Here is a 22,102-nt window from a genome sequence, read left to right as displayed (position 1 = left end):
GCGTTTGGCGGGCCTGGCCTCGGGTATCCGCCTGTGCATGACCAACGTCACCCTCCGTGTCAACGGGATCGATCGCGAGATCGATTGCGATACCCGATCCACCCTGCTCGACGCTCTCCGAGAGAACCTCGACCTCATCGGTGCCAAGAAGGGTTGTGACCACGGGCAGTGCGGAGCCTGCACGGTGTTGGTCGACGGCCGACGGATCAACAGCTGCCTGACGTTCGCAGTTGCCCAGCAGGATCGCGACATCATCACGGTCGAGGGATTGTTCGACGGCGACACACTGCATCCGGTCCAGCAGGCGTTCGTCGATCGCGACGCGTTCCAGTGCGGGTACTGCACCTCCGGGCAGATCTGTTCGGCGGTGGCGGTGATCGAAGAGGCCAAGCAGGGTTGGCCCAGCGCGGTCACCGAGGACATCGAGGCCGCCGACGTCGAACTCGATTCCGACGAAGTACGAGAACGTATGAGCGGCAACCTCTGTCGTTGCGGTGCCTACTGCAACATCGTCTCGGCCGTACGGGACGCATCGTGAAGACCTTCGAGTACGACGCAGTCACCGCCGTCGACGACGCCGTGGCCCGCCTCGCCGACAACGAGAACGCGATGCTGCTCGGCGGGGGAACGAACCTCGTCGACCTGATGAAGCTCGGTGTCGTCGGCCCGACGACGTTGATCGATGTGACGCGACTTCCGTTGCACGACATCGACGTATCCGACGACGGCTCGCTTCGTGTCGGTTCCGGGGTGAGCAACAGTGATCTCGCGGTGCACCCGGTGGTTCGTCAGCGTTATCCGGTGCTCTCACGGGCCGTCCTCTCCGGTGCCTCGGGTCAGTTGCGCAACATGGCCACCACCGGCGGAAACCTGTTCCAGCGCACCCGATGTGTGTACTTCATGGATTCGTCGAAGCCGTGCAACAAACGCGAACCCGGTTCGGGGTGCCCGGCACGAACCGGTGAGCACCGCAACCTGGCGATCCTCGGAGCTTCTCCATCGTGCATCGCCACCCACCCCTCGGACATGGCAGTCGCGCTGTCGGCGCTCGATGCTCGCATCGTCGTGCGTGGGGCCGACGGTGAGCGCACCCTCGCGATCGATGACTTCTACCGGCTCCCCGGGGACGCGCCCGAGCGCGACAACACCGTGGCCCGAGACGAAATCGTCACGGCCATCGAGATTCCGGCACCGGCGGACGGTACCGTCTCGACCTACCGCAAGGTTCGGGATCGGCAGTCCTACGCCTTCGCGATCGCCTCGGTCGCCGCCACTCTCGATGTCGAGGACGGGATCGTGCGCGGGGTGTCGATCGCGCTGGGCGGTGTCGCGCACAAACCGTGGCGGGCCCGCACGGCCGAGCACACGCTGCTCGGCGCGGCTGCCGACGAGGCGTCGTTCCGGCGGGCGATCGCACTCGAACTCGATGCAGCAGAGCCGTTGCGCGACAACGCGTTCAAAGTCCCACTGGTGACCAACCTCGTCGCCCGCACCCTGGTCGAACTCACGAATTCGGGAGATCGGTCATGACTGCATCCATCGGACAACCGATTCAGCGCACCGAATCGATCGCAAAGGTCACCGGCCGGGCTCGGTACGCCGCCGAACAGGCGCCGGCGGTCGGGCAGCTGTTCGCCTGGTACGTGCCCGCGACAATCCCCGCCGGCACGGTCGAACGTGTCGAACTGGACGCCGATGCCGCGATTCACGCAGTCCTGTGGCACGGCAACGCCGAGCAACTGGGCAATCTCGAAGACGCCGAACTGCACGTGCTGCAGTCGAACACCGTCGCCTATCGAGGTCAGATCGTGGCCGTCGTCGTGGCCGACACCCTCCAGGACGCCCGCGCCGCCGCGGCCCGAGTGCACGTGCGCTACGCGGATGTCCGTTCGCCCGACAACGGTCTGACTGCGGAGCACAGCACGCTGTACGCACCCGAGTCCGTCAACGCGGGGTTTCCCACCGACGTCACCGTCGGCGATCCCGATGCGGCGTTGGCATCGGCCGAGCACCTCGTCGACAACTGGTACTCCACCGCGCCGATGCACAACAGTCCGATGGAACCGCATGCCACCACGGCGCAGTGGTCCGACGGCGTTCTGACGGTGTGGGATTCGACGCAGGCGCCGTCCGGTGTTCAGGGCGACCTCGCCACGGCCTTCGACCTCGAGCCCGAGAACGTTCGCGTGATCGCGGAGAACGTCGGCGGCGGGTTCGGAGCAAAGGGCAGTACTCGGCCCAACGTGATCCTCGCAGCGATGGCCTCGCGAGCCACCGGCCGCACCGTCAAGTTGGTGTTGCCGAGGCAAGCTCTCTTCGACGTAGTCGGCTATCGAACCCCGACGCTCAATCACGTTCGGCTGGGCGCTGATTCGACAGGAACTCTGCAGGCGATCGCGCACGATTCGTTTCAGCAGACCAGCACGATCTTCGAGTTCTGCGAGCAGACCTCGGAATCCACTCGCCACATCTACGCGTCCCCGAACCGTCGCACCACCCACCGACTCGCACAGCTGGACGTCGGAACTCCGCGGTGGATGCGGGCACCCGGCGAAGCTCCGGGCATGTTCGCCGTCGAGACGGCCATCGACGAACTGGCCGTGGCCACCGGTATCGATCCGATCGAACTGCGCATCCGCAACGAGCCCGACGTCGATCCCGCGAGCGGCAACCCGTTCAGCTCACGCAGCGTGGTGCAGTGCCTGCGCGAGGGTGCCGAGAAGTTCGGGTGGGACCGCCGCGACGCCACGCCCGGTCGGCGTCGCGAAGGCAACACCCTGATCGGCATGGGAGTCGCGACGGCGAGCTACCCGGTGCTGATCTCACCGAGTACCGCGTCGGCGCGGGTGGAGCAGGACGGCACCATCTCGGTGTCCGTCGCCGCGTCGGACATCGGTACCGGCGCGCGCACCGTGCTGCGTCAGATTGCGGCCGATGCTCTCGAGGTGGACGCAGATGCCGTCACACTCGAACTAGGCGACAGCGCTCTGCCGAAAGCACCCGGAGCCGGTGGCTCCTCGGGTACCTCGTCCTGGGGCTGGGCCGTCACAAAGGTCTGCCACTCCTTGAAGGCTCAGGGTTCGTACGAGCCGGGAAACTCGGCCGAGGCCGACACCACCGACGACGTCGAGGGCCAGAAGGAACTGGCGCGCATGGCATTCGGCGCTCAGTTCGCGGAGGTCGCGGTCGACATCGACACCGGTGAGGTGCGGGTGCGCCGGATGCTCGGTGTGTTCGGCATCGGCGCGGTGATGAATCCGCGGCTGGCCAGGTCTCAGCTCATCGGCGGTATGACGTTCGGACTCGGCATGGCACTGATGGAGAACGGCATCACCGATCACGAGTTCGGTGGGTTCGCCAATCACGATCTCGCGGAGTACCACATCCCGGCGTGTGCGGACGTCACCGACCTCGAGGCCGTATGGATCGAGGAGGTCGACACCGAACTCGCGCCGATGGGCGGCAAGGGAATCGGTGAGATCGGCGCAGTCGGATCCTCGGCGGCCATCGGTAACGCGGTCTACAACGCCACCGGCGTCCGAGTCCGCGACCTGCCGATCACCCTGGACAAGGTGCTGACGCAGTGGAGTGTTTAAGTGCCCCAGGCAGCACTTAACCACTCCACTGGCCGCTAGGCCAATATCCGCTGCAGGAACTGCCGGGTGCGGGGCTCGGTCGGGTTGACCAACACCTGCTCCGGCGTGCCGCGTTCGAGGACGACACCGTTCTCGATGAACAGCACCTGATCGGCGACCTGCTGGGCGAAGCGGATTTCGTGGGTGACGATCACCATCGTCCAGCCCTGCGCGGCAAGGCCTTTGATCACGGTCAGTACTTCGCCGACGAGTTCGGGATCGAGTGCCGAGGTGGGCTCGTCGAACAGCATCAGCTTGGGGCGCAGCGCCAGCGCTCGGGCAATTCCGACGCGTTGTTGCTGGCCTCCGGAAAGCTGGAACGGGTACTGGTCGGACTTGGCGTCGAGACCGATCTGATCGAGGATTGCGTGCGCGTCGCGAATGGCGTCGTCTTTGGCGCGCTTCTGCACGATCACCGGTCCTTCGATGATGTTCTGCAGCACCGTCTTGTGCGGAAACAGGTTGTGGCTCTGGAACACCATGCCGCTCTGGGCGCGGAAATGTCGGAGCTGCGGTGCGCCGACGGGCTGAGCGAAATCCACCGACACGTCCCCGATACGGATGATGCCTGCGTCGGCCTGATCGAGTGCGTTCAGTGTGCGCAGCACCGTGGTCTTGCCGGATCCTGACGGTCCGATGATGACGGTGACGGTGCCGGACGGCACGCCGAACGAGATGTCCTTCAGCACCTCGAGTGGCCCGAACGATTTCTTCAGTGCGGATACTTCCAGCAGGTCTGTCATTTGGCCACGTACCTGTCGAGTCGGACTTCGAGTTTGCCTTGGAAGAACGAGAGAACGATGCAGATCGCCCAGTAGTACAGCGCTGCAACGGTATACAGGGTGAAGAAGTCGAAGGTCGGTGCCGCCGCGAGTTGCGCGACGCGTAGCAACTCCGTCACCAGAATGGTCGAGGCAAGTGAGGTGTCCTTGACCAGTGAGATCAGTGTGTTCGACAAGGGCGGTACCGCGGTGCGCAGTGCCTGTGGAAGCACGATGCGCTGCAACGTGGTTCGGTATCCCATCCCGATGGTCTGTGCGGCCTCCCACTGGCCCTTGGGCACGCTCAGTATCGCGGCACGGATCACCTCGGCTGCGTAGCCGCCGACATTCAGCGAGAACGCGACCACCGCGGCCGGGAACGGCGAGATCACGATGCCGAACTGAGGCAGCCCGTAGAAGATGATGAACAGCTGCAGCAGCAGGGGAGTGCCGCGAATGATCGAGACGTAGAACCGGGCAACGGCGGCGAGCGGTGTGATCGACGAGATGCGAGCGAGCGCCACCGCGAGGGCGATGACGAGTCCGATCACGAAGCTGATGGCGGTCAGCGGAATCGTCATGGTCACCGTGGCTTTGAGCATCGGCCACAGGTTGTCGAGCACCAACTGCATTTTCGACGGTGCAGTGGTTCCCGCGTCCTCGCTCTCCGGAACCACGGTGTCCGCGGTCGGTGCGGCGACGTCGCTGCCGAAGTACTTGTTCGAGATCTCGGCGATGGTGCCGTTCTCGCGCAGCGTGTCGATGGCCGTGTCGACCTCGTCCATCAGCCCACTGTCCTTGCGGGCCACGAAGGATTGCAGGGTCGTGTCTCCGGTCTCGCCTGCGATCTTCACGCCGGTGTCGCCGGTCTGCTGCAGGTATTCGGCGATGGCGAGGGAGTCGTTGACGGTGGCGTCGACGCGGCCGTCCTTGACGAGCGTGACCGCCTGAACGAATCCTTCGACGGCCTCGACGTTCGCGCCTGCGTTCGCCGCGACCTCCGCCCAGTTGCTCGTCGAGGATTGGGCGGTGGTCTTGCCGGCCAGGTCGGCGAGAGAGGTGATGGTGGAGTCGTCTGCGGCGGTGAGGATCTGGCCTTCCGACACCGTGTAGGGCGTGGACAGGTCGTAGGCCGACTGGCGCGCAGGGGTGATCGAGACCTGGTTGGCGATGAGGTCGAAGCGCTGGGACTGCAGGCCGGCAAAGATCGAGTCGAACGGGGTCTGCACGAAGTCGACGCGTACGCCAAGTTCTGCACCGACCGCGTTGATGACGTCGATGTCGTAACCGGTCAGTTGTCCGTCGTCGCCCTGATAGCTGAACGGACTGTAGGTGCCCTCGGTACCGACGACCAGTACGCCCTCGTCCTTCACCCGGTCCAACAATGACTGCGAGGACGAGCTGCAGCCGGACAACCCCAGGATGGCGATCAGAATCGCGACCAGAGCAAGAATCGATCTGCGCACCATCTGCGCCCGCTTTCGCCGTATGTACGAGTGGAGCAAAACCTACCCGTCGATCTCCAGTTCCGCTGACACCACGACGGTGTTGTTCATCGGCAATGCAGCCACCCCGAGTGCGGTGCGCGCATGGGCACCGATCTCGGGACCGAAGATTGCGAGCACCAGATCGGAGAAGCCGTTGACGACCGTGGTGGTCTGAGTGAAACCGTGGTCGGCGTTGACCGATCCGGTGACGGTCAGCCACGCGCTGATTCGATCGAGGTCGCCGATCGCACGGGCGAGGCTGCCCAGCACGGCAAGAGCCGCGTCGCGCGCGGCATCGGTGGCGGCGTCGAGACTCACCTCCGACGGCACCGCGCCGAACGGGCCTGCCAGGGCACCGTCCTGCGCAAGAGGCGAATGGCCCGAGGCGAAGACGCGATTGCCGCGCACGCGAACCCACTCGAACGAGAACTCGAAACCGGGTGGGGCGGTCGGTTCGCCGGGCAACGTGAAGCCCAGTTCGGTGATGCGACGTTCGATCTCCATGAAGGAAAACTCTGTCAGACCGGGATGCCGTTGATGGTACGAACGGTCCAGCGAGAACCGTCGTGTTCGAGGGTCGAGACGCCCGCGTTGAGGATGCGCGGGGAGTGGCGTCGCCGGATCGCGTCGAAGATCGCCCGGATGACGCCTCCGTGCGCCACGGCGATCACCGCGGAGTCCGGATAGCGCGAGGCGATCTCGTCCACGCCGCGCACGCCACGCACGATCAGGTTCGAGCGCGGCTCCAGGCCCGGATACCGGCCGTCCGGCCAGTGCGAGTACGCGTCCCAGTCGGTGAATCCTTCGGCCTCACCGAAGTGTCGCTCGGCCAGATCGGGGAATTCGGCGGTGCGGGTCAGGCCCAGATGCGCGCCGATGATGTCCGCGGTTTCCGCCGCTCTGATCAGCGGGGAGCTGACCAGGTGGTCCCACGTCCGGTACTCGAGTTCGTGGCCGGCCTCGCGGGCCTGGGCACGCCCGGTGTCGTTGAGAGGAATGTCCGAAGAGCCTTGCAGACGCCCGTGCAGATTCCAGTTCGTTTCACCGTGCCGAACCAGTGCCAGAAGAGTCATAGTGAGCGGAGAATATCCCAGAGTTACCAGGGAGTACGGTCGATACGAAGATACGCGAACGAGCTTGGAGGATTGTCGATGAATCTTGCCCTCACTGAAGAAGAGGCCGCGTTCCGTGACGAGATGCGGACGTTCTTCACCACGAAGGTCCCCGCCGAGATTCGTGAGAAGAGCGCGACGGGTCAGGAGTTGAGCAAGGACGAGGTGGTCACGACCATGCGAATCCTCAACGAGAACGGCTTGGCGGTGCCGCATTGGCCCGCCGAGTTCGGTGGCCGCGACTGGACCGCTGTGCAGCGTCACATCTGGCTCGACGAGATGCAGTTGGCGTCGGTGCCCGAGCCGCTGGCGTTCAACGCCTCGATGGTCGGCCCGGTCATCGCGACGTTCGGCTCTCAGGAGCTCAAGGAGAAGTTCCTGCCCAAGACGGCGAACCTCGACATCTGGTGGTGCCAGGGCTTCTCCGAGCCCGAGGCCGGATCGGACCTGGCGTCGTTGCGCACCACCGCCATCCGCGACGGCGACGACTACATCGTCAATGGACAGAAGACGTGGACCACGCTCGGCCAGTACGCCGACTGGATCTTCGCGCTCGTGCGCACCAACCCGGATGCGCCGAAGAAGCAGGCCGGAATCTCGTTCCTGCTCATCGATCTGAACACTCCCGGCATCGAGATGCGCCCCATCAAGCTGATCGACGGCAGTGTCGAGGTCAACGAGGTCTTCTTCGACAACGTCCGCGTTCCGGCGGAGAACCTCGTCGGCGAGGAGAACCAGGGCTGGAGCTACGCCAAGTTCCTGCTCGGCAACGAGCGCACCGGCGTCGCCCGTGCCGGACACACCAAAGTGCATCTGGGACAGGCGAAGAAGCACGCAGCACAGACCAAGGTCGGCAGCGGCACGCTGCTCGAAGACCCCTTGTTCGCGGCCAAGATGGCCGAGGTCGAGAACGAACTGCTCGCCCTGGAGCTGACTCAGCTGCGCCTGGTGTCGAGCTCGGACGACGGCAAGCCGAATCCGGCGTCGTCCATCCTCAAGCTGCGAGGATCGGAACTGCAGCAGGCGACGACCGAGCTGCTGATGGACGTCGCCGGGCCGGACTCACTGCCCTACGAGGCGGGCGAGGACATCGAGAGCGAGGGCTGGGCGCAGCGCTCGGTACCGGGGTACCTCAACTACCGCAAGGTGTCGATCTACGGCGGCTCGAACGAGGTTCAGCGCACCATCATCGCCTCTGCGATTCTCGGACTGTAAGGGAGCATCTGAAAGACATGGATTTCGAACTCAACGAAGAGCAGAAGCTGCTGCGCGACACCACTCGTGAGGTGCTCACGCGGGCCTACGACACCGAGAAGCGCAACAAGATCGTTGCCGGTGAGCTGGGCTGGAGCACCGACGTCTGGAAGCAGTTGGCCGAGGTCGGTCTGCTGGGTCTGACGTTCAGCGAGGAGGACGGCGGGATGGACGCCGGTCCCGTGGAGATCATGGCCGTGATGACCGAGGTCGGACGACGCCTCGCACCCGAGCCGATTCTCGACGCCGTGCTCGTCCCGGGCGGGTTGATCTCCGAGCTCGGCAGTGCCGAGCAGCGCGCGCGGCTCCTGCCGCCGGTGGCCGAGGGATCGTCGATGTTGGCGTTCGCGCACAACGAATCCGGCAGCCGCTGGCCCAACATCGAGGTCGCCACCGCCGCCACCGAGGACGGTGGATCGTGGTCGATCAACGGCGTCAAGAACCCGGTTCCGCACGGCGGTAGCGCCGACGTGATCGTGGTCAGTGCCACGCTTCCCGCCGGTGGAACAGGACTGTTCGTCGTCGACGCCGACGCGACCGGTCTCACGCGCAAGTCCTACGCCACCCACGACGGTCAGCGCGCCGCGCAGATCGAATTCGTCGATGTCGCAGCCGAACCGCTCGGCACCGCCGAGAACGCGGCAGCGGCGATCACCGGGGCCGAGGTGCGTGCTCAGGCCGCACTGTGTGCCGAGGCGATCGGTGCCATGGAGGAGGCACTGCGGCTGACCACCGACTACCTCAAGGCGCGCAAGCAGTTCGGGGTTCCGCTGGCCAAGTTCCAGGCGCTCACCTTCCGCGCCGCGGACATGTACGTGCTGCTCGAGCTCGCCCGCAGCATGAGTCTGTACGCCACGATGTCGTTGGCGGACGGCAACGTCGACCCGACCATCGCCTCGCGCGCCAAGCTGCAGATCTCGCGGTCCGGTCGCAAGATCGGCCAGGAGGCCATCCAGTTGCACGGCGGAATCGGCGTCACGGCCGAATATCCCGTCGGGCACTACACCAGTCGGCTGGTGGCCATCGAGCACACTCTCGGTGGTGCCGACGAGCACCTGCGCATCCTGGCGTCGAAGGTTGCCGATCACGATCTCATCGGGATCTGACTCTCGTCGTAAGACGCCTCGGGCCCGGCCACCTTCGAAGGTGGCCGGGCCCGAGGTCGTTTCGGGGGAGGTGTCAGCTGCCCGCATCCGCCGCGGCGACGAGGTCGGCCACGGCCGTGGGGTTGGAGACCAGGATCGCGTGCGAACCCGGCACCTCGGTCACCTGAGCGCCCGCCCGCTGCGCCATGAACCGCTCGGCGGATGTGGGGATGATCTGATCCTGCTGGGGGATCAACGCCCACGACGGCGTGTGTGCCCACGACGGCGGACCACTCGGCTCGAGCAGCGCACCGGCAGCGATCGTCTTCTGATGCGCGGCCATCCGAGCGGCCTGCGCCTCGGAGACATCCGGGGCGAAGAACGGACGGAACAGCGCGGGAGTGATGTACGAGTCCACGTTGCGACCGATGATGTTCGACGCGTCGTCGACGATGGTGAGGCCGATCACCGGCGGTACCAGCGCGGTCACCGGGAATCGGATGGGGTCGAGTTCGAGGGCGACGGGTTCGCCCTCGACGGGCATGAATGCGGCGACGTAGACCAGAGCCTCCACGTTGTCTGCGTGCACGTTGCTGATCACCGTGCCGCCGTACGAGTGGCCCACCAGGATCACCGGCCCGTCGATGCTCTCGACTACATCGGTGACCGAGGCCGCGTCGATTGCGGGCCCGCGCAGCGAATTGTCCGCCGTCACCACGGGGTAGCCGCGGCCGCGTAGGTTCTCGGCGACGCCGTCCCAGCTGGTGTTGTCCGCGAAGGCTCCGTGCACCAGCACCACGGTCGGCAGCTCCTGCGCGGCAGCGGGCGCGACGCCGATGCCGACCATCGCTCCCACCGTCAGTCCTGCAGTTGCCAGAAGGGTGGTCAGCTTCGGTTTCGTCATGCTCACAACCTGTCACACGCCGGAAGTTCGTGCGGTGTTCACCGCCGAGATCCGACCAGCTTCCTCTCAGTGAACGCTCGTATGCTTGGCTTGCAGCAGTGGCGTTCGTCCGACCCGGGCGATCGCAAAACCGTAGGTGATGATCGTGAGCGAGAGTTCGATGAAGTCTCGGATGGCCGAGTACCCACGCCCCCATCACTGCTTGTTGCACATCAGCGACACGCATCTCGTCGACGGTGGCGGCCGGTTGTACGGCGGCGTGGACAGTGAGTTGCGGCTCGAACAGGTGATGACCGACGTACGCAACTCGGGTGTGCGTCCCGACGCGTTGGTGTTCACCGGAGACCTGACGGACAAGGGGGAGGCCGGTGCCTACGAGAAGCTGCGGGCGTTGGTCGAGCCGGTGGCCGAGGAACTCGGTGCGCAGATCGTCTGGGCGATGGGCAATCACGACGACCGGGCGACGTTCCGCCAGAAGCTTCTCGACGCCGAACCGACCGTGCAGTCCATAGATCGCGTCCACGACGTCGACGGTCTCCGTGTCGTCACGCTCGACACCACGGTTCCCGGCCGCCATCACGGTGAGCTCGGCGACGAGCAATTGGCTTGGCTGGCAGACACTCTCGCCACGCCCGCCGAGTTCGGCACGATCCTGGCGATGCATCATCCGCCGGTGCCGACCGTGCTTGACCTCGCAGTGCTGGTCGAGCTGATCGATCAGCCGCGCCTGGCCGACGTGCTGCGCGGAACCGACGTGCGATCGATTCTCGCTGGGCACCTGCACTATTCGACGACGGCCACGTTCGCGGGTATTCCCGTCTCGGTGGCGTCGGCCACGTGTTACACCCAGGATCTCAACGTGCCCGCCGGTGGACTGCGCGGTCGCGACGGTGCCCAGGGCTACAACCTGGTCCACGTCTACGAGGACACCGTCGTGCATTCGGTGGTGCCGACGGGCTCGTACGACACTGTGGGAGAACCGGTCTCGGCTCAGGAGACCGCACGCAGGCTGAGCGCAGCGGGAGTCACCATCGCAGACAGTGCGAGACGGAAGACGTTCAGCGACGCCTGAGCGTCAGCGTTCGTCGGTTCTGGAGTGTTCCCAGGGTGCGACGATGGGGAAGTACTTGTCCAGGAACTGCGTCACCGTTCGGGTGCGCAGGTCGAGGTCGACCTCCGGGAAGCTGCCGTCGTTGAGGCAGAAGAAGTCCACCGACCTTTTCGGGAGCAGCTTCTCCATGGCGTCGAGGCCCGCGACCGTGGTGGTGTCGATGTACCGAACCTTGGCGTCCTTCTGGACCACTGCGCGTCCGCTCATCAGTGCGTAGTAGTGGTACAGCGAGTTCGTCACCGAGATGTTGGTGCTCGCGCGAAATGCACTCGCCGCTGTGGACGCGAACTCGTCCGGAAACTCGTTTTCCATCTCCTGCATCACACTGCGGCGCAACGGAGTTGCTGCATGTTCGAGATGTCGCGTGGTGGTCATACCGAATCTGTCCTGCAGGATTCGACGGTTCACCCGCGCCGCGTTCTCGAAGCCGCTGCGATCGGCGTCGCTGTAGCCCAACCCGATTCGCGTCGTAGCCTCGATGAACATGCTGATTCCGCCGGGGGAGAAGAACATCGACGGGCTCACCGGACGACCGAAGAACATGTCGTCGTTCGAGTAGAGGAAGTGCTCGGACAAGCCGGGGATGTGGTGCAGCTGGCTTTCGACGGCCTGCGAATTGTGGGTCGGCAGCACGGATGTGTCGACGAAGAAGGCCTCGCTCGGCACGAATGTCACCTTGGGATGGTCGGCGAGCCACGCCGGCCTCGGCGAGTCGGTGGCCACGAAGATGCGCCTGATCCACGGTGCGTAGAGGTGAATCGACCGCAGGGCGTACTTCAGTTCGTCGATCTGCCGGTAGCGGGCCGCTGAATCGTCACCCTCACCGACGACGTAGTTCGCCATCCGGCGCGCCCGCTGAGCCTGGAATTCGGCCGAGGAGCCGTCGACCCACGAGAACACGATGTCGATGTCGAAATTGATGTCCGACGCGTGGTCGGCAAACATGTTCTCGATGGTCGGCCACGTTCTGCCGAAGCGTTCGACGGTGCCGCGGACGGCCTCGTCGGGCCGGATGTTGCGTCTGGTCAGGGAGTTCTCGATCGGCAGCACGATTTCGGCCGGGGAGAACGACCACAGTTCGATCTGCACCGCCGTGGACGCACCGTAGTACAGACCGCTGAACGGCTCGACCCGCGGGCGGTACAGGCGCACGATGCGTGCGTTCGCGGACGGCGACAGCGACCCGTCGGCCACCAGCACTGCCTTACCGCGGGCGTCGACGGTCTTGGAGTAGAACGGCTCGGCGCGGCAGGCGTGCACCAGTGCCGTGGTCAACGCTTCGCGTGCGGCCAGTTCGATGGCGATGACGGGCCGTTCGTCGTTGCCGCGAACGAGCAGGTACTTGATGTGTGCGGCGTCGAGTACGGCGCGCACGAACAGCAGATCCTCGACCATCGCCTGGTGCGGGGTGGTGGAGGTGATGGTCAATGCGTAGCGGCCGTCGTGGCTGACGACGTCGGATCGTTCGCTCAGTCGCGCTGCGGATGCGGCAGATTCTCGGGTGACGGCATCGTTGGTCTCGTGCTCCGGTGGAACGAGGTAGATATCGTGCGGGGCAGAAGACGAGGTGATGACGTTCCTTCCGGAGTCGCGCGCTGGCCGAGGGACCCCGGTGCAGGGTCAGTCTAGTGCAGGCCCGGGGCGCGTTCGACGCGCTGCGGTAGAACCCGACTCGCTGCGACCAGGCCCACAGCAACTCCGGTGGCGTCGGCGAGAGCGTCGGCGAGCGATCCGGAGCGTCCCAGAGGCAGGATCGCCTGCAGGACCTCCGAGATCGCCGCGAACGCCAGTACCCACAGTGCGGTTCGGATCCAGTCGATTCCGGCCATGCGTGAGGTGTACGCCAGGGCTGCGAACAGTACGAAGTGGATGATCTTGTCGCTGTGCTGAAATCCCGAGGGCACCCCGGATGCGGGGGTGAAGAGCACGATCAGCGCGACGACGAAGGTGACGGCCAGGGGAATTCGTAACGTCGTCGGCGTGAACACCGTCCGAGCCTACCGACGTTGCAGCACCACGACCGTGTCGATGCGATCGTCGCCGTCCGGCGTCATGCGGGTGCGGTGTTCGGCGTGGATCACCTCGAACCCGTCGCCCGCCGCAGCGACGACCGGTTCCGGCGCGAAGAGTCGGTGCTTGGCCGGATGCTGTGAGGCGTGGCTGTCGCTGGGACTGTGGCCGACGATCAGCAGACGCCCCTTCGGTGCGACGGCTGCGGCGAACCTGCGGGTGGTCAACTCGAGCTCGTCCGGTGGCACCTGAAGGAAGTGCACCGACACCAGATCGAACGAATCGGCCGGGGGAGTCCAGTCCAGAACGTCTTGCTGCTGCCAGTTCACCGCGACTGCCTTCGGCTCGAGTCCCTGTTGTGCCGCGCGGGCGCGGCCGAGGGCGACGTCGGAGATGTCGACGCCGGTCACGTGCCAGCCTTCACCGGCCAGCCACAGGGAGTCGGCACCTTCCCCGCAGCCGATGTCCAGGGCGCGGCCCGGAGTCAGCTCGGACGCTTCCTGTACCAACACGGCATTGGGATTCCCGCTCCAGATGGTGGTGCGCTGGTTGTAGAGGTCGTCCCAGAATGCTTCGTCGAAGGCACCGTTCTCGAAGTCCGGCTCTGCGGGGGTCCGGTCGGCGGCATGAGTGTGAGCGTGCGTGTGGTCGGCCATGGTTCGAGAATGCCCGCTCACGGACGGGTGCGCAAATAAATTTGCTCGATTGGCAAAATCGGGTTCTGGGTAGAGTGGTCCTTCGTGAGTGATCAGGAACGTGAAGTACTGACGTGGGCGACGTTCGGGGATGCCTCGCGCGAACTCACCAGGAAGATCGTCGACGACGGCTTCGTCCCGGACATCGTCATCGCGATCGCTCGCGGCGGACTGATTCCCGCGGGAGCGATCTCCTACGCGATGGGCGTCAAGGCAGCGGGCACCCTCAATGTCGAGTTCTACTCCGACATCGAGGAGACCCTTCCCGATCCCGTTGTCCTCGAACCACTTCTGGACACCGATGCGATCGTAGGCAAAAAGTTGCTCGTGGTCGACGACGTCGCCGATTCCGGCCGCACCCTGGCGCTGGTGATCGACCTGCTGAAGGCGCATACGCCCGACGTGCGGTCGGCCGTGATCTACACCAAGCCGAGAACCATTGTGCAGCCGGACTACTCGTGGCGTGAGACCGACAAGTGGATCAACTTTCCTTGGTCCACGTTGCCGGTCATCACCTGATTCATTCGCTGGAGACGTCGATCAGCACCTTGCCGACGGCACCGTTCTCCACGGCGTCGTGTGCTGCTGCGGTTTCGCTCAACGAGTAGCGGTGCAGCGGCAGGCCGGTGGCGTCGCCCACGTCGAGAACGCCTGCTTTCGCAGCCGCGCTGACGTCCGCCTCGGCGTTACGCAGAGCCTCGTCGCCCACGGTGTAGAGCAGCACGAACTGGTAGCGAGTGTTCAGCACCATGTTCGGTCGGACGTCGAGCGTGACGGTGTCGCCGCCGTTGTTGGCGTACACCGCGATCGAGGCGCGGTTCGCTCCCACAGCAGCATTGAGCGCGGCGTTCTGCGCGGGAGCAACCTCGACGACGAGATCGATTCCGGCGGGGATCAATTTGCGAATCTCTGCGGCGGCGTCGCCGGTCTTGTAGTTCACGACGTGGTGCGCGCCCGCAGCGGTCGCCAGTGCGCCCTTCTCCGGTCCGCTGACCGTCGTGACCACGGTCGCGCCTGCCCAGCGGGCCAATTGGATCGCGGCATGGCCGACGGCACCGGCACCACCGGCGACGAGCACCGACTTGCCGTCCAGTGCACCCGGGTGCAGCCGCGTGGGTCCGTCCTCGGAGACGGTCAATGCGCGGTGTGCCGTCATCGCGGGCACGCCGAGGCTCGCGCCCACGTCGAAGCCGACGCCGTCGGGCAGAGGGACCACCCGGGAGGCGGGCAGGACTGCGAAGGACTGTGCTGTTCCGGTCGGCCGCTGATGCTGGGCCAGGTAGACCCAAACTCGATCTCCGACGGAGATGCCGTCGACCTCGGGGCCGACGGCGTCGATCACTCCGGCACCGTCCTGGTTGGGTACCACCTCGTCGAAAGCCAGCTTCTCACCCGGTCCGGAACCGGTTCGATTCTTCCAATCCGTCGGATTGACGCCCGAGACCACGATGCGAACACGCACTTCACCTGCGGCGGGCTCGGTCACCACACGATCCTTCAGTTCGAGGACGGACGAGTCGCCGGTGCGGGTGTACACAATTGCTGGAGCAGTCATGTCAGGTCCAACGCGCTCAACCCGCCCCGATGTTCCCTGCGGCCCCATCGGGGTATGCATGAGTGGTCATCAGTGCTGTCACAGAAGAGATGGATCTTTCATGAATCACAACGACCTGCTCACCGACACGTTCGATCGAATCAAGGAACTTGTTCATTCGGTCCTGGACGACATCCCCGCGGCTGCGTTGACCTATCGACCGGACGCCGATGCCAACAGCATCGCGTGGTTGGTGTGGCACCTGACTCGGGTGCAGGACGACCACATCGCGGGTGTGGCCGGGAGCGAACAGGTCTGGACGTCGGATTCGTGGTTCGAGCGTTTCGGCCTCCCGTTCGACAAGTCCGACATCGGGTACGGCCAGTCATCCTCCGACGTCGCCGAGGTCGCCTCGAGTGCCGAGCTACTACGCGAGTACTACGACGCAGTGCACTCGAAAACCATTGCGTACCTGGGCAGTGTCGGGGTCGACGATCTGGACCGGATCGTCGACGAGAACTGGAACCCGCCGGTCACCCTGGGCACCAGGCTGGTCTCGGTCCTGTCCGACGACCTCCAGCACGCGGGGCAGGCGTCGTACGTGCTCGGGATGTACTCCAGAAACGCTCAGGCGTAACGCTTCTGCAGGTTCTCCAGCGTCTTACGGATGTTGCGACGCTGGAACTGCGGGAACGTCTTTCCGCTGGTGACGATCTTGTCGAACACGAGGGCCAGTGCGTCGGGCCACTTCGTGCGGTCGTCGGTCCAGGTCTCGGTGACTTTCGTGCCGCCCTCGACCGGCTCGAAGTCGTATCGCCAGGTTGCGTTCGCGCCCTTGATCTTCGGGGCGCTCTTGCCGATGGCGTGGACGCGGAACTCGAAGGTCTTGCCCGGGTCGGCCGCGGTGACGGTGCAGCGGGTGACCCACGTAGCCGGGCCGCGTTTGTTGGTTCCGTCGAACACCATTCCCACGTACGCGGTGTCGCGGGGTTCGTGCACGGTGGCACCGGTGTTCTCGGGGCTCCACTGACCCATTTTCGTGGGGTCGCTGATGGCAGCGTAGAGAGTGTCGGCGTCGGCATCGACGACGATGCTGTCGGAAACGGTGAGTTCGCGCTTCACGACGACGCACCCTTCTTCAGGCCGGGATGAACACGACTGAGCATCGGGACCAACAGTGTGCGCGGGGTTATCTGCGCGAAGATCGATCCGATTCGATTGGCGGGCCCGGGGATCGACACCATGCGTCCCTTGGTCATGTCGTCGACGGCAGTTCTGGCCACCGTCTCGGCAGAGACCCACATGATCGACGGAAGTGCTTTCTCTGCATCGTCTTTCGCGAAGCCGGCGGCTTCGCCGAACCCGGTCTGCACCGGGCCGGGGCACAGTGCAGTTGCGGTCACGCCCGTTCCCTTCAGCTCGCCGGTCAGGGACTGGGTGTAGGAGAGCACGAACGCCTTGCACGCGCCGTAACCGGCCTGTCCGGGCAGAGGCTGAAAAGCAGCCGTCGAGGCCACGTTGAGCAGTGCGCCGCGTCGTCGTTCGATCATGCCGGGGAGAAATCGGGTGCACAGGTCCGCGACGGCGACCACGTCTACCTCGATCATGTGCATCTCGGCGTCCGGGTCGGATTCTGCGACCGGTCCGAGGGTGGAGAGCCCGGCGTTGTTGATCAGGATGTCCGGGATGAGGCCGAGTTCGGTGATGCGGCCCAGTAGTTCGGCGCGAGCGCTGCGATCGGACAGGTCTGCGGCGAGCACTTCGGCTCGGACTCCCCGTGCGCGGATCTCCTGTGCCAAGTCTTCGAGCTTGTCTGCCCGCCGGGCGACGAGGGTGACGCCATGGCCGCGGGATGCGAGCACGCGGGCGATCGCGGCTCCGATTCCCGAGGACGCTCCGGTCACGACGGCTGTCCGATCAGGGGCGGGACGAGGAAGGCTCATGGCTCCCACCGTAGCGAACATGCGTTGCGCAGCGCATTTGAATCCGTACTGAAGGTTAGCCTACTCTTACTTCACGCTTCTTTGCTTGTCGAAAGGTAACCATGTTCTCTGTTTCTTCGCCCGGTCCACGGACTGCCCGCCGCGCGTCCCTGCTGTCCGTGCTCGCGGTGTCGGCCCTGGTGGTCGGTGCATGCTCGTCCTCCGACACTACCGAGCCCGAGCAGTCGGGAGGCGGTGATTTCGCGGCCGTCACCATCGAATCGGCTCTGGGGCAGGCCGTCATCACCGAGAAGCCCGAGCGCATCGTGACTCTCGGTCAGGGGTCGTCCGAGACGGCGATCGCACTGGGCACCGTCCCGGTCGGCGTCGAGGAGTACTCGTGGGGTGCCGACGAATCGGGGTATCTGCCGTGGGTTCACGACGCAGTCACCGAGTTGGGTGCCGAACTTCCCGAACAATTCACCGGTGGAACCGAACTCAACATCGAAGCCATCGCCGCCCTCGAACCTGATCTGATCCTGGCGCCGTGGTCGGGAGTGACGCAGGACCAGTTCGACAAGCTCAGTGCGTTCGCTCCGGTGGTCGCCTACGAGGAGCAGCCGTGGACGATCACCTGGGAAGATCAGATCACCGTCATCGGCAAGGCCATGGGTGAGGAGCAGAAGGCAGCGGAGGAGATCGACAAGATCAAGGCCCGCTTCGCCGACGCCACCACCGATCATCCCGAATATGCCGGAGTGAGCTTTTCGTACATCTACAACACCGGTCCGGGGACGCTGGGGGTGTTCCTCGCCGACGAGCAGCGCGTCGCGATGGTACGTGCGCTCGGGTTGCAGGTCGATCCGGTAGTGAACACGCTCGACGAGACCGAGGGCACAGACTCGGCGGTCATCGGTTTGGAGAACGCGAATCTGCTGAACGATTCCGACTTGATCTTCACCTTCTACTCGGATCCCCAGAACCGCACCGACACCGAGAATCAGCCTGCGTACAAGCAGATCCCGGCCGTATCTCGCGGTTCTGTTGTGGCACCGACGGATCAGTCCTTCGTCACCGGGTCGTCCATCATCAACCCGCTGACGGTGCCGTGGGCACTCGAGCGATACGTGCCGATGATCGACGAGGCGGTGGCGACGCTCGACGCGAACTAGGCCAGTAGACCTCGCGCTGTCGTTCCTGTTCCAACACCTGCTCGAGGTGATGTGGCACGACCGCGGTGTCTGATCCTTGATTCGACCGAATCAGCTTGTCGAACAATCTCTTCCAGCCCCGCACCGGTGTTTCGGTGCGGGGCTGGAGTGGTCTTTGGGCGGGTTCAGGCGATGTGGGGGCCTGCTCGGGCGTGGGATGGTCTGGGTTGTCGGTACGGGTCCACGGACGCCGGGGGTACGAACCAGGGGTGCTGATCGATACCGATGAACACTTCCCAGTCACTGTGGTGGAGGAGTCGGTGGTGGAATCCGCAGAGTAGGACGAGGTTGTTCATGTCGGTGGGGCCGCCATCGGCCCAATGCCAAATATGGTGCGCCTCTGTCCAGGATGCGGGTTTGCCACAGCCGGGGAAGGCGCAGGTGTGATCTCTCGCGATGAGGGCTTTGCGTTGTTTTGCGGTGACGGTGCGTGCGGTGCGGGCGAGGTTGATCGGGGAGCCGTTCTCGTCCATGACGATCGCTGTCAGGACACAGTCGCAGGCGAGTTGGCGGGAGGTGTTGCGGGACAGTGGTCCCATCCAGGGCAGCCACCCAACCGAAGTGCCGTCGCCGAACAGGTCGCGATACGCGCCACGATTGGCGGCCGCTCCGGCAGCACTGCCGCCCTCGGGTTCATCCGCCGCGTCCGACTCTGCCGTGTCGGGGTGGATCGGGTTTCCGGTGTTGATGTCGACCGGATCGACGGTGTCGGTGCCGGATTCGGCTGCTGCGCGTGAGGTTTCGTCGTCGGTGATGTCGTCGGCGTCGGCGCTGTCAGCACTGTCGCGGAGGTCGGTGAGGTCGCGCAGGCTGATGTGCAGGTTCAGGTGCGGGCGTTCACCGCCTTCGATGGGTCGATCACTGGAGGCGAGGTACTGGTCGAGGATGTGTCCGAAGGCGTCGGCTCTGCGCCTGGCGGGGCTGCGTTCGTCTTGGGTGCCGTCGGCGGCGGGGTGGGGTTCGGTCAGCGGTGAGAGTGCGGTGAGCAGCTTTTCTCCGGTGATCGCATCGAAGTCTCCTTTGAGTACCAGCCGCCCGTTCAAGGTCTTGGAGGCGAAGAGTTCGTTGCGGTCGGTGTTCTCGGGTGGTGGGGTCTTGCCGCCGAACTCGTCCTCGAGCTTGGTGATCGCTGCCCGGATCCGGCCGGTGCGCGCGTCGGGCCCGGTCGCGGCGGCGATCATCGCGGTGCGGGCCATAACGCGCCCCTCTTCCGGGAGGTCCTTCGGTGGGGTTTCGGCGAAGGTGAGGATCAACGCGGCGTGGTCGACGGACATGACTCCGGTGTTCACGGCGTCGGCGATGTCGGGGAAGTTCTTCAGTCCGCGGGCGAGGGCGACGATCTTGGTGGCCTTGGACGGCGAGAGAAGGGTGGTGGAGGTCAGCCAGCCGGCGGGTCCGGGGAAGCCGAGCTTCTCCCGGCTCACGCGGGTGTCGATGTCGGCGACGAGGGCGATGCGTCGGGCTTCGAGCAGTTGGATCTGGTGGGAGACCGCGGCGGCGTCGGCGAGGAGTTCACTCTCGCTCAGTTGCCAGATCGCTGCGGTCATGGGAGCAAGTGTATCGAACGCGCGTTCGATTGACAACCATAGTTGATTCGAAAACTGTTGCTCTGCTTAATTATTCGCGATCCTGAACCTGTCGGTGCGTCGTGGTAAGGGACCGTCGGCACCCGAAGATCGCAAGTCTCGGTCATTGTGGGCGAAGAGTGCACACCCGATTTTTGGTGCGTTTCCTCTGGACCGTCGATCCTGACGGTCGTCCGCATGCGGGTTTGGGCGAGGCGCCGAATTTTCTGATTTATCAGTACACCTCGCGCTGCCGTTCCTGTTCCAATACTTGCTCGAGGTCGCTCAATCGGTTCATCGACGACACCTGCCGCGCCGTGCGGTGATTGAGCGCCAACATCTCTCGATGCCGGTGCACGAAGGCCCAGTAGCCGGCGGTGAAGGGGCATGCGTCGTCGCCCAGTCGCTTCTTCGGGTTGAATTCGCACGGCTTGCAGTAGTCGGTCATGCGGTTCAGGTACGCCCCGCCCGAGGCGTAGGGCTTGGTGGCGATCACGCCGCCGTCTGCGTGCTGGCTCATGCCGATCACGTTCACCGGCATAACCCAGGCGAACCCGTCGACGAAAGCCGTTGCGAACCAGTCGGTCAGCGCTCGTGGGTCCCAGGCATGTTGCAGCGCAAAGTTTCCCAGGATCATCAGGCGGGGAATGTGGTGCACCCAGCCGCGCTCGCGCACGCCGTCCACCGTCGACGACAGGCATTTCGCGACCACCGCGTCGCCGTCCAACTCGAGCAGCCAATCCGGTAGTGGCTCATGGGCTTCGAGTTTGTTGCGCTCGAGATACTCCGGACCCAGATGCCAATACAGGTGCCACACGTATTCGCGCCAGCCGAGGATCTGCCGAACGAAGCCCTCCACGCTCGCCAGCGGGGTGCCGTCGCGGTGGGCGTCCTCGGCGGCGTGCGCCACGTCCAGCGGTTGCAGCAGGCCGAGGTTCAATGGCACCGACAGCAGCGAGTGAGACATCGTCCAGTCGTCGGCCATCACCGCGTCCTCGTACTTGCCGAAGTTGTCCAAGCGGTAATTCACGAAGTGCGCCAACGCGTCCGATGCCTCGGCCGCGGTCACCGCGAACACGCGAGGTCCGTCCACTCCGACGGTGTCGAGGTCCCAAGAGTCGAGGTCCGCGCGCACCTGATCGTCGATGGCATCCTCGGTCGGCCACCACGGTTCTTCGACTCCGAGTGTCAGGCGTCCCTTCGGGGGCGGTGACTGGTTCTCGGCGTCGAGGTTCCACTTCCCGGAGACCGGTTCGGAACCGTCCATCAACACCCCGAACTTCTTGCGCTGCTCCCGGTAGAACGTCTCCATCCGGAAGGTGCCACGCTCGGCCGCCCAGTCCGCGAACTCGGCGCGGGGGAGCGCGAACATCGGCGTCGGCAGAATCTCCGTGACCAGTCCCTCCTCGTGCAGCGCGGCGACGAACTTCTCGGCCGCATGTGAGGTGGGCTCGAACACCACCACGGGCTTGCCGTACTCGGCCAATCCTTCCCGGTACGTCTCGGTTTGCAGGTAGGTGACGCGGTCGCCCAGCTCGTCGGCAAGATGACGCATCCCCGACAACACGAGATGGAGCTTCTGCCGGTGGTATCGCCGACGCCGGAACACGCGCCGCGACTCGATCATCAGCACATCCCGATCGGCATGCTCGTCGACCGAGTGAAAGTGCGGACCGAGCTGATCACCGAACAACCACAGAGCGTCCATTCCCGGAGTGTTCTCCCGCAGCGACGAAGGCAAACCAGCATCCGGCGCATGACCGTCCGGTGAACACTGTGGCCGACCCAGGCGCGCCTTACTTGACCACCGACGATC

Annotated in this window: 22 protein-coding genes; 9 read left to right on the top strand and 13 right to left on the bottom strand. The window is 64.9% G+C overall.

Features of this window, described 5'->3' with window-relative positions; all coding sequences use genetic code 11:
* Positions 1-37: 37 nt before the first annotated feature.
* From CH251_RS19865 to CH251_RS19855, 3 genes are read left to right on the top strand one after another with little or no spacing between them, the layout of a single operon-like run.
* Positions 38-538, top strand: a complete 501-nt coding sequence (locus CH251_RS19865) for a 2Fe-2S iron-sulfur cluster-binding protein (protein ID WP_094614682.1) — start codon at positions 38-40, stop codon at positions 536-538.
* Entirely contained in the window at positions 535-1,530 is a 996-nt protein-coding gene (locus CH251_RS19860; protein ID WP_094614681.1) for a xanthine dehydrogenase family protein subunit M, read from the top strand. The genes CH251_RS19865 and CH251_RS19860 overlap by 4 nt, the downstream gene beginning before the upstream one ends.
* On the top strand, positions 1,527-3,596 hold the full coding sequence (locus CH251_RS19855; protein WP_094614680.1) for a xanthine dehydrogenase family protein molybdopterin-binding subunit: 2,070 nt from the start codon (positions 1,527-1,529) through the stop codon (positions 3,594-3,596). The genes CH251_RS19860 and CH251_RS19855 overlap by 4 nt, the downstream gene beginning before the upstream one ends.
* A 35-nt stretch (positions 3,597-3,631) precedes the next feature.
* Here CH251_RS19855 and CH251_RS19850 read toward each other — a convergent pair whose 3' ends face one another.
* Genes CH251_RS19850 through CH251_RS19835 form a run of 4 tightly spaced genes read right to left on the bottom strand, consistent with a single transcriptional unit; the run spans position 3,632 to position 6,956 of the window.
* Complete coding sequence (locus tag CH251_RS19850; protein ID WP_094614679.1) at positions 3,632-4,378, bottom strand: amino acid ABC transporter ATP-binding protein; 747 nt, start codon at positions 4,376-4,378, stop codon at positions 3,632-3,634.
* Positions 4,375-5,865: an ABC transporter permease subunit gene (locus CH251_RS19845; protein ID WP_094614678.1), complete on the bottom strand. Its 1,491-nt coding sequence runs from the start codon at positions 5,863-5,865 to the stop codon at positions 4,375-4,377. The genes CH251_RS19850 and CH251_RS19845 overlap by 4 nt, the downstream gene beginning before the upstream one ends.
* A 39-nt stretch (positions 5,866-5,904) precedes the next feature.
* The gene (locus CH251_RS19840) at positions 5,905-6,387 is read right to left on the bottom strand and encodes a RidA family protein (RefSeq protein WP_094614677.1); all 483 of its coding nucleotides are present in this window, start codon (positions 6,385-6,387) and stop codon (positions 5,905-5,907) included.
* 14 nt (positions 6,388-6,401) lie between these two features.
* Positions 6,402-6,956 (bottom strand): histidine phosphatase family protein, encoded by a 555-nt coding sequence (locus CH251_RS19835; RefSeq protein ID WP_094614676.1) that lies wholly within the window; start codon positions 6,954-6,956, stop codon positions 6,402-6,404.
* A 78-nt stretch (positions 6,957-7,034) separates the two neighbouring features.
* Between CH251_RS19835 and CH251_RS19830 the strand changes: the two genes are divergently transcribed.
* Positions 7,035-8,210, top strand: a complete 1,176-nt coding sequence (locus tag CH251_RS19830; RefSeq protein ID WP_094609740.1) for an acyl-CoA dehydrogenase family protein — start codon at positions 7,035-7,037, stop codon at positions 8,208-8,210.
* Positions 8,211-8,227: 17 nt separating this feature from the next.
* Positions 8,228-9,355 carry an acyl-CoA dehydrogenase family protein gene (locus CH251_RS19825; protein WP_094614675.1) on the top strand — a complete coding sequence of 376 codons (1,128 nt, stop codon included), beginning with the start codon at positions 8,228-8,230 and terminating at the stop codon, positions 9,353-9,355.
* 73 nt (positions 9,356-9,428) lie between these two features.
* On the opposite strand, the gene CH251_RS19820 is transcribed toward CH251_RS19825, so the two are convergent.
* Complete coding sequence (locus CH251_RS19820; protein WP_094614674.1) at positions 9,429-10,238, bottom strand: alpha/beta hydrolase; 810 nt, start codon at positions 10,236-10,238, stop codon at positions 9,429-9,431.
* A gap of 160 nt (positions 10,239-10,398) precedes the next feature.
* Between CH251_RS19820 and CH251_RS19815 the strand changes: the two genes are divergently transcribed.
* Positions 10,399-11,310 (top strand): phosphodiesterase, encoded by a 912-nt coding sequence (locus CH251_RS19815; RefSeq protein WP_094614688.1) that lies wholly within the window; start codon positions 10,399-10,401, stop codon positions 11,308-11,310.
* A gap of 3 nt (positions 11,311-11,313) precedes the next feature.
* On the opposite strand, the gene CH251_RS19810 is transcribed toward CH251_RS19815, so the two are convergent.
* The 3 genes from CH251_RS19810 to CH251_RS19800 form a co-directional block, all read right to left on the bottom strand.
* Positions 11,314-12,822, bottom strand: a complete 1,509-nt coding sequence (locus CH251_RS19810) for a stealth family protein (protein WP_179273556.1) — start codon at positions 12,820-12,822, stop codon at positions 11,314-11,316.
* 152 nt (positions 12,823-12,974) lie between these two features.
* The gene (locus CH251_RS19805; protein ID WP_094614673.1) at positions 12,975-13,337 is read right to left on the bottom strand and encodes a VanZ family protein; all 363 of its coding nucleotides are present in this window, start codon (positions 13,335-13,337) and stop codon (positions 12,975-12,977) included.
* A 9-nt stretch (positions 13,338-13,346) separates the two neighbouring features.
* The gene (locus CH251_RS19800) at positions 13,347-14,015 is read right to left on the bottom strand and encodes a bifunctional 2-polyprenyl-6-hydroxyphenol methylase/3-demethylubiquinol 3-O-methyltransferase UbiG (protein WP_094614672.1); all 669 of its coding nucleotides are present in this window, start codon (positions 14,013-14,015) and stop codon (positions 13,347-13,349) included.
* Positions 14,016-14,099: 84 nt separating this feature from the next.
* On the opposite strand from CH251_RS19800, the gene CH251_RS19795 reads away from it, so the two are divergent.
* Complete coding sequence (locus tag CH251_RS19795) at positions 14,100-14,573, top strand: phosphoribosyltransferase (RefSeq protein WP_094614671.1); 474 nt, start codon at positions 14,100-14,102, stop codon at positions 14,571-14,573.
* A gap of 1 nt (position 14,574) precedes the next feature.
* Here the strand turns inward: CH251_RS19795 and CH251_RS19790 are convergent, their stop codons facing one another.
* Positions 14,575-15,609, bottom strand: coding sequence for an NADPH:quinone reductase (locus CH251_RS19790; protein WP_094614670.1), 1,035 nt, complete (start codon positions 15,607-15,609; stop codon positions 14,575-14,577).
* Positions 15,610-15,709: 100 nt separating this feature from the next.
* Here CH251_RS19790 and CH251_RS19785 point away from each other — a divergent pair, with 100 nt between their 5' ends.
* Positions 15,710-16,225, top strand: coding sequence for a DinB family protein (locus CH251_RS19785; protein WP_094614669.1), 516 nt, complete (start codon positions 15,710-15,712; stop codon positions 16,223-16,225).
* On the opposite strand, the gene CH251_RS19780 is transcribed toward CH251_RS19785, so the two are convergent.
* Both CH251_RS19780 and CH251_RS19775 read right to left on the bottom strand, forming a co-directional pair.
* A complete protein-coding gene (locus CH251_RS19780) occupies positions 16,216-16,710 on the bottom strand; it encodes an SRPBCC family protein (RefSeq protein ID WP_094614668.1) in 495 nt (164 codons plus the stop codon). The genes CH251_RS19785 and CH251_RS19780 overlap by 10 nt on opposite strands.
* The gene (locus CH251_RS19775) at positions 16,707-17,531 is read right to left on the bottom strand and encodes an SDR family oxidoreductase (RefSeq protein WP_094614686.1); all 825 of its coding nucleotides are present in this window, start codon (positions 17,529-17,531) and stop codon (positions 16,707-16,709) included. The genes CH251_RS19780 and CH251_RS19775 overlap by 4 nt, the downstream gene beginning before the upstream one ends.
* 101 nt (positions 17,532-17,632) lie before the next feature.
* Between CH251_RS19775 and CH251_RS19770 the strand changes: the two genes are divergently transcribed.
* Entirely contained in the window at positions 17,633-18,682 is a 1,050-nt protein-coding gene (locus CH251_RS19770) for an iron-siderophore ABC transporter substrate-binding protein (protein ID WP_094614667.1), read from the top strand.
* A gap of 164 nt (positions 18,683-18,846) precedes the next feature.
* On the opposite strand, the gene CH251_RS19765 is transcribed toward CH251_RS19770, so the two are convergent.
* Both CH251_RS19765 and CH251_RS19760 read right to left on the bottom strand, forming a co-directional pair.
* A complete protein-coding gene (locus CH251_RS19765) occupies positions 18,847-20,268 on the bottom strand; it encodes an HNH endonuclease signature motif containing protein (RefSeq protein ID WP_094614666.1) in 1,422 nt (473 codons plus the stop codon).
* 253 nt (positions 20,269-20,521) lie between these two features.
* On the bottom strand, positions 20,522-21,994 hold the full coding sequence (locus tag CH251_RS19760; RefSeq protein WP_094614665.1) for a cryptochrome/photolyase family protein: 1,473 nt from the start codon (positions 21,992-21,994) through the stop codon (positions 20,522-20,524).
* Positions 21,995-22,102: the final 108 nt, after the last annotated feature.

This window comes from Rhodococcus sp. 06-462-5, from assembly GCF_002258315.1.
In the GTDB taxonomy this organism is placed as follows: Bacteria; Actinomycetota; Actinomycetes; order Mycobacteriales; family Mycobacteriaceae; genus Rhodococcoides.
Note: the sequence above shows the minus strand (reverse complement) of the source record. Positions and strands in the feature narration are given on the sequence as shown.